5 protein-coding genes and 1 pseudogene are annotated in these 8,055 nt (G+C 61.3%); all 6 read left to right on the forward strand.

Annotated features, from left to right (window positions below; all coding sequences use genetic code 11):
• On the forward strand, positions 1-2,098 hold a 2,098-nt coding region (locus tag XM48_RS00400; RefSeq protein WP_231580750.1), incomplete at its 5' end, for a fibronectin type III domain-containing protein.
• Between the two features lie 104 nt (positions 2,099-2,202).
• Positions 2,203-2,793, forward strand: coding sequence for a hypothetical protein (locus XM48_RS00405; RefSeq protein ID WP_046453795.1), 591 nt, complete (start codon positions 2,203-2,205; stop codon positions 2,791-2,793).
• A gap of 173 nt (positions 2,794-2,966) precedes the next feature.
• Entirely contained in the window at positions 2,967-3,893 is a 927-nt protein-coding gene (locus tag XM48_RS00410) for a hypothetical protein (protein ID WP_125100198.1), read from the forward strand.
• Entirely contained in the window at positions 3,890-4,606 is a 717-nt protein-coding gene (locus XM48_RS17675) for a hypothetical protein (protein ID WP_125100199.1), read from the forward strand. The genes XM48_RS00410 and XM48_RS17675 overlap by 4 nt, the downstream gene beginning before the upstream one ends.
• A gap of 1,151 nt (positions 4,607-5,757) precedes the next feature.
• Positions 5,758-6,978 (forward strand): annotated as a pseudogene (locus XM48_RS00420) (IS110 family transposase).
• Between the two features lie 582 nt (positions 6,979-7,560).
• Complete coding sequence (locus tag XM48_RS17680) at positions 7,561-8,046, forward strand: hypothetical protein (protein WP_156174880.1); 486 nt, start codon at positions 7,561-7,563, stop codon at positions 8,044-8,046.
• Positions 8,047-8,055: the final 9 nt, after the last annotated feature.

The following is an 8,055-nucleotide window of genomic DNA, read 5'->3' on the forward strand; positions in this document are numbered from 1 at the left end:
CAGTTCGTTCCTCACGCCCGATCGTACGGGTACTGTGTGGGCGGGTGTCGGGGTGTCTCGTGACGGGTCGCGGGTGATGGCTGCGAAGAGTTCGGGATCCATCATTGGCCATTACGGTGTGTTCTTGTCGGAGGATTCGGGTCTGACGTTCGTGCAGCGCCCGAATATGGGTGGCACGGATGTGGTTGCCGCGACCCTCTCGGGTGATGGTCGCACGTTGATGGTCGCGCGGACCACCGGGTCGGGCGCGTCGGCGGTATCGAAGGTGTACGTATCGAAAGCCGTGACTTTCCATGAACTCGGCACGGCAGACTCCCTCGTCAATGCGGCTGGCTTTGCGGCCACGGGCTCGCTCGGCTCCTGGCTCAGCGTGGCCTCCTCCTACGATGGGCGACGCCTCGTGGTCGGCGGGTACCACGAGCACGGTTCCGTGTGGAGCTCTGAGAACCAGGGTGAGAGCTGGCAAGAGCAGCCCAGCGAGGCCGGCACCGCGGCTTCGAATACGGTTGCCATCACCGCAGCCGGTTGGCAGATTTACGCGGGCAACGGTCTGAACGGCGGCAAGGTGATCCGTTCGGTGGCGCCTCCGGGCGGTGCCGGCATCACGCACTACCAGATCCAGTACACGCGGATGGATCCCTCCGACCCCGGTTACGACCCCGACGTCGTCACCTCCGATCCGCTCACCGGCTGGGTGAACTGGACACCGGGCACCCCGATCACCGGATCCCCGGGAGTCGTCGGCAACCTCATCAACACGAAGGACTACTGGTTCCGTGTTGCTGCGGCGAACAGCTACGGCAACGGCCCCTGGGGCGGACCTGTGAAAGCGACTCCGATGGGCACCCCAGACGCACCGCAGCAGCTGCGCGCCACCGCCGACAACGGCGAAGTCGCATTGACGTGGGAAGAGCCGGTGAGCGATGGCGGCTTCCCCATCGTCGACTACAAGATCGAATACCGGCTCGCGAGTGGTTCGGGCGCACCGGGGTCCGGTGGCTGGGTCCCGGTGGTGCGTGGCACATCTACCGCGCTCACGTATACCGTGACCGGGCTGCAGAACGGGCAGTGGTATGAGTTCCGTGTCGCCGCAGTCAACGAATCACCCGACCCGCTCGAAACTCGTGATGGGCAGGGACCGTGGAATGATCCCTTCTCGGAAGGGCATGCGACATCCGCTGACGAGCAGGCCGCATACGCGGCGACCTTTGCGAAACCCCTCACCGCGCCAACCGCGCCCAGGATCACACAGAGCGATGCTGACGTGATCCCTGACGATACGACCGTGACGCTCAACTGGCTCGCGCCCATTGACAACGGAGGCAGTGATCTCAAGAACTACACCGTCGAGATGTGTCGGGTGCCCGCAGGGCCTGCCCCGACCTACACAGACTGCGCAGACCCGGCTGCGGTGTGGACGACGGTACCCGTGGATCCGGCCGATGTGCTGCTCACCACGATAGAGGCGTCCGGTCTTACCAACGGGGTGAAGCACTGGTTCCGCATCACCGCGACGAACGAGGATGACCTCACGAGCCCCTTCTCGCTCGTGGTCACCGCCACACCGCGAGGGCCGGCCTTCATCTCGATCGGGGTCAGTGGCATAGGAGACGGCATGGATGTGAACGTGACCGAAGGCAATCGCCTCTCCTCCGCGAAGCAAACCGTCCAGGTGCGCACCAACTCGCCAGCGGGATACTCGCTCACCGTCTCCACCGAGACCGAGGAGCGAGCCCTCGTCAACGAAGAGATGCCTGGCGCATTGCTTATGTCGGGAACCGGAACGACGCTCTCTCCGACCACGCTCGATGCAGGGTCCTGGGGGTTCCGAGTGGACAACCTCGGAGGTTTCGGGGCGTCAACCGCCGTCGAACAGAACGTGTCTGGCGGTGGCCAGCACCTTTGGGCTGGGGTTCCCGGACCGACGGCCCCCGCGACGATCCGAAATTCGTCGACGGGAACCTGCGCGCAGGCGGTGCTCGACCCTGACCACTGCACAGCCGACAACCTCGAGATCTGGTATGCGATGCGGGTCTCGCCCGGCACTCCACCCGGCCGCTATGAGCAGACGATCGTCTACACAGCGGTGGCCAACTGAGTGCCATCAGCAAGCTTCCCCACTGGACCTCAGATGGGAAGAAAAGGAAACGCACAAAGCGGGATGCGAGAGAGCATGTCTCGAAGTGCATGGAAAGGAACAACATGAAGAACAAGGCAAAGTTCGGTCTCGGTGCGCTGGCTTCGGCAGCACTGATCGTGGCTGGTCTGGTCGTCACCCCGGGCGCCTACGCGGTCGGTGAGACCGACACCGAAAGCGACACCATCGGTGGTGAGGTCAAGGACGTCATCATCATCCAGACCACCGGAGATGTGAACATCAAGGCACTTCCGGATGCCGGCGGCCGCATCTCCTCGAAGAGCCATGACGTCATAGTCAGCACGACGTCGACCGGCGGATACACGCTGCAGGCGCGTTCGATCTCCCCGTCGAGCCTGATGGCAAATGTGAATGATCCTTCGACGGGCTTCGCTGCCGTATCGGGTACGCCGCTCGCGCCGGTCGCGCTCGGCAACGATCAGTGGGGTTTCCGCCTTGGCGCGATGCCTGATCTGAACAACGTTTCGTCGACACCGTACAACTTTGCCGGTATGACGAACGCCAACCAGACCATTAAGACGGCAGGCGCTGCGGTGATGGGCGATGTCACGAAGGTGAACTACGCGATCAAGGCGAAGGATCTCGCCGTGGGTCTGTACACCAATGAGGTTCTGTACACCGCAACGGCCCAGTAGTCGTCGCTGGAAACTAGCCCCGGCGAATTACAACAGGAACAGGCAGAGTGAGAATACCTATGACTATGCATAGCAGCGGATCGAGCAGCCGGGTGACGCGACGACTCGGGTTCTCCCTTGCGCACAGAGTGGGGATCTTCTTGCTCTGCCTGTTCCTTGTCGGAGCAAGCGCGGTGCTCACAGTGGACTCCGCGCTTGCCGTCGACGCAAGCGACGAGCCCTCGGCGATCACAATCTCGCCGACACGCGAGAAGCTCGCTCTCGACCCTGGTCAGTCCTACAATGGCACATTCGAAGTGTTCAACTCCGGAAGCAAGCCCATCGAGTTCAGTGTTTACGTGAGCCCATATCAGATCAGTGACATCGACTATCAAAATCCCGATTTCGAGACGGATGCTCCCCGTACCCAGTTGTCGCGGTGGGTCACCCTTGGCAGTGAGAGCGTGACATTGGAAGCGAACGAACTCACGAAAGTTCCGTACCTCATTCAGGTTCCTGAGGATGTACCGGCCGGAGGGCAGTACGCGGCACTCTTCGTGGAAACTCGGGTGCCAGACGAGTCCGATTCCTCCGTCGTGGTGAAGAGCCGTGCAGGAATGTTGCTCTATGTCACCGTGAACGGCGACACTCGCGAAGCCGGTCGGATCACGGAGGAACGGGTTGACTGGTGGCAGCCCGCGGCCCCACTCACGTCTTCTACTACCGTGAAGAACACAGGGAATACGGACTTCTTTGTCTCTTCCAGGATTCAGGTCTCGACACTCTTCGGGAATGAAGTATTCGAGTCCTCGAAGCAATCTCCTGTACTGCCGGACACCAGCAGAAGAATCGCTCTTGAATGGGCCGAGAGCTCTCCCGGCATCTACCAAGTGACGACGACGACCACGATTCTCGGGGAAGACCAGGTCAGCAGCAAGTGGGTATTCGTGTTGCCGCTGGGGATCTTGTTGGGCATCCTTAGTGGCCTCGTCTTGGCGGTAGGTGTCTTCTGGATCGTACGTCGTTCCCGCAAGCACAAGGTCTCTCGAGCGGTAGAGGCAGCAGTACAAGAAGCACTGCACGCCGAGCGGGCTGAGCGTCCAGAAGGGGAGAGAACATGACCGATAGCAGCCCCCGAAGGCAGTTCTTCTCCGAAGCAACTTCAGCTCGTATCAGCGCCAGGATGGCAGCAGTCATCGTGGCAATCCTCTTGCTCCCTGTGATGGTCTGCTCCGCTCCCGTGCTCCTTGGAAGTGAGGCAGCATATGGGGCGCCTCCCGGCCAGGTCAGCGCACTCTCGGAAGACAGTGAAGGGGGGCTGGTGTCAACTCGGGTCTGTGGCCAGCCCTCGGCAGAGTTTCTCAACTTTACGAAACAATCGAAGACGCATACCGCACAAAAGAACGTGATCGTTTCCGTTGAATTCGTGGGAGCTGACGTTGCCGAAATCTACCTCAATGGGTCACGAATCCTGCTCGGCGAAGGCCTCGGAGGGAAGGCGCAAGCCTACTCCGTCGACGTGGATCTGCTTATTGGGGAAAACATCGTCCGGCTTCTTGGAACCGAGACCTGCAGCACCGATAGCGGAGAGAAAGGTCTGTTCGCCGTCACTGAGACTTCGATCATATATGAGCCCGAAATCTCGACCGTTGACGAGCCAGATTCCGGAAGCGACCCTCCGAACATACCTATCCTCTCAGTTACTGGAACCGGGATCGACTTTCTGCTCGGAGTGCTGATCGGGGTCGTACTCTCCTTGCTTGGGTTGATCGCGTTCCGCAAAGCCAAGAGCCGTGTTAGCAAGGAGCCAACCGAGCATCGTCCACAACTGTAGGCGGCCACGATTTCCCCCTTCGTTTCTTACCCAGTCTCACCGAAACCGCTAGACACCGCGAGTAGTGAATAGTCCCTGGGTAGGCGATAGGTGTTGGTTGCCCGGTATCGACCGTTACCACTGTACGATCGCGGGCCCGAGTGGGAGCCGGAGTATCGCCCGTGCTTGTTGAGCGCGAATGGAGCAACGCATCGCGAATTGTTGCAGGAAGTAGTCCACGTATGCCGGGGCAGCGGGCAGCAGGCGTTCCGCGAGGGCAGGTCGAGGCGTTCGAAGCACTGAGCAGGGTGCCGACATGGCACATCCGCTATAACAACCATTCCGGCACGGTCACGCCCGTCTTTCACGGTAAGTGCCGGGCAGGGAGGAGAACCAGCGGTGGGTGCTTTTCGGTTGCTGTTGCGGCTGTGATACGTTCTGCTGCCTGCACGGCATCATCGGCGCGCAGGAGAACAGCGGCGTCGAGGGGAAGGTCGACTAGGTCCTCCGCAACCACCCGATCCTCGTGACTGCCATCGAAACTCTCGACGAGCTCAACGACATGCTCCCCGCCCACCGGAACGGCACGTCAGCTCGCGGGACAGAACGCGGCAGTCTGCCGGCTACGTTTCTGATACGAACGAGCATCCGCTCTGCCCGATGCACTTGGCGACCGCGTTCTTGAACTCTAGGCGTGTGCCTTGCTTCTGCTCTGGACCACAAGATGGGGCTCTGCTCTGAGCGTCGAAGATCGCTGAGCAGAGAGCGACACCTTGGACACCCGTGCACACACCCCGAACGGATCAAAACTCATTGCTCGTACCGCGCTTGCCTAATCTGATGTTCATGGCCACGCAACGACCGACCGTCTCCTTCCGTTGACCAACAGTGCATGGTTCTGTTGGTTCAACTATGCTGAGATCCCCGTTGCTTTGTTCGTAGCCCAGCATCCGGGAGGATGAGGGGCAAGGCAGCCAGCCGGGCCCGGCATGATTATTGCCCCCTGTCCAAGGAACGATTTGGGGGGGTGTCACCAGGCCCCGCCTGGCGGTGAGTGATCGCTGATAGTGGCAAGACCGGAACACGCTTGATCGCGTGGGGCCGTTCGTAACGTGGATGCCGACGCCCACCGCCACCTGACTGTCGAACCAGCCAGGAACGGAGGAACACCCGTGGGTCAGATCGAACATCACGACGAAGTGCAAGTTCTCATCGGCTTGGATGTCGGCAAAAGCGAGTATCATGCTGTCGCACTCACCCGCGACGGCACGAAGCTCTACGACAAACCGCTCCCGAATACCGAGGCCGGGATCATCCAGGCACTCAACCGGCTCCCCGAGCACGGGCCAGCACTCGTAGTCGTCCATCAGCCAGCCACGATCGGCACGCTCCCCGTCGCCTTCGCACAGGCATCCGGTGTGCTCATCGGCTACCTCCCTGGGCTCACCATGCGTCGCGTCGCGGACCTCCACCCCGGTGAGGCGAAGACCGACGACGCGAGGGACGCGTTCATCATCGCGGAGACCGCACGCACGATGCCGTGAATGCTTCGCTCGATCAGAGTCGCTGACCAGCAGATCGCGGAACTATCGATACTCTTCGGTTTCGATGACGATCTTGCTGCGCAGATCACGCAGGTCTCCAACCGGGTACGTGGTCTCCTCACCCAGATCCACCCCATGCTGGAGAAGGTGCTCGGGCCGCGTCTGGATCATCCCGCGATCCTCGATCTCCTGCAACGTTACCCATCACCGGATGACCTGCGCCAGGCCGGGCAGAAGCGCGTCGCGGCCAGGCTCCTCAAGCGTGCCCCGCGTAAGGGCTGGGTCTGGGCGGCGGACATCTTCGACGCGCTCGATCAGCAGACAGTGACGGTCGCTGGCACGAACGCCGCGAGTATCGTGCTACCACGGCTAGTGACACAACTCATCGAGCTCCGCCAGCAACGTACTGACATCGCGTCCGAGGTCGAGAAGATCGTGGTGGCGCATCCTCTTCACCCGGTCCTGACGAGTATGCCGAGAGTCGGCCTCAGGACCGCAGCCAGGCTCCTCACCGAGATCGTCGGGAAACACTTCCCCACAGCAGGGCACCTCGCCGCATACGCCGGTCTCGCACCCGTCACCAGACGCTCAGGCACCTCGATCCGGGGCGAATCGCCTTCACAGCGCGGGAACAAGGTCTTGAAGCGGGCGATGTTCCTCTCCGTGTTTGCGGCGCTCCGGGATCCCGAACCCCGGGCCTACTACGACCGGATGATCGCGCAGGGCAAACGCCATAACCAAGCCCTCATCGCACTTGCGCGAAGGCGTTGCGACGTCCTCAACGCAATGCTCAGAACCGAGAGTCTCTACCAGCCACGTGCCCAGCATCACACCGCTCTCGCGGCTTGACAAAAGTAATAGGGCCACTCCCACCCAGGTCCGCTTCCCCTAGGGCCGGGGAACACCTGCTACCAACCGGAGGTTGAGGGATCGCGCCTATATGCTCATCCGTTATGCTCATCCGTTAAATCGGGGAGAATCGTTCTGGCCGAGTGGCGGCGATGCATGCCTCTTGACCCCCGATGCAGCGCGCTAAGGGCGCATCGAACTGCGGCAAGCCCGAGGCATAGCTACGCAAACCAACATGGGCAGACACTGAACTCTGCGCTTTCGGACATGATATGCGAAACCATATACATAGGCTCTTCGTGACATAGCCGTTTCAGGCTCGGACGTTTCCTTGTCTACGCAGGCTCTCCATTATGACGTTGGGTGCATCCCATGCGCCCGATGGCGGCCCTCATCCAAGTTGCAAAGCTTCCCGCCTTGCCGATAGCGGACTCAGGTAGGTTCCCTGGATCGGAGCAGCGGACGCATGGTGGGGTGTCGCGGCGTCGGCCGCATAGAGACGCAATGCGCGGGAAGTAGGTCAGCATGATTACTGGGCGGGAAAAGGACCTGGATCTCGCGACCTCCCTGATTGGCTCTGGCATGAGCCTCGATATCGTTGGCACTCGCGGTAGTGGCAGAACCGCGTTCCTTGCGACGTTACAGGCTCGGCTGGAGGCCAGTGGCTGGCAGGTTCTCACGATTCGCGGAATTGCGTCGCTGAAGCAACAGCATTTCGCTGCCCTCCACCTCGCTGGTATCGCAGGCAGCAAAGTACCCGACCGAGTTCCTGCCTCACTCGCGGAAACGGCTGCCAGGCTTCGGACCCGTCTCGAAGGAGCGAAGGCCGCGATCTTCGTGGACGACTGGGACAATCTGGACGAAGCGTCCTGGGGCATCGTCGAGTCAGTCCGGGCGGAGCTCCGCGTTCCGGTGGCACTATCTCGCCTCCAGGGGTTTCGCCCTCGCCAGAGCCCCAGCGCTGTGCCATCTGCGACGCTGCATCCCACTTTCGTCGTCGAGATGAAGCCACTGCATCTCGACGAAATGGAAGCCACCCTCCTGGACCGCCTAGACGCTCGGGCGTGAGGAACGAAC

Source organism: Leucobacter sp. Ag1 (genome assembly GCF_000980875.1).
In the GTDB taxonomy this organism is placed as follows: domain Bacteria; phylum Actinomycetota; class Actinomycetes; order Actinomycetales; family Microbacteriaceae; genus Leucobacter; species Leucobacter iarius.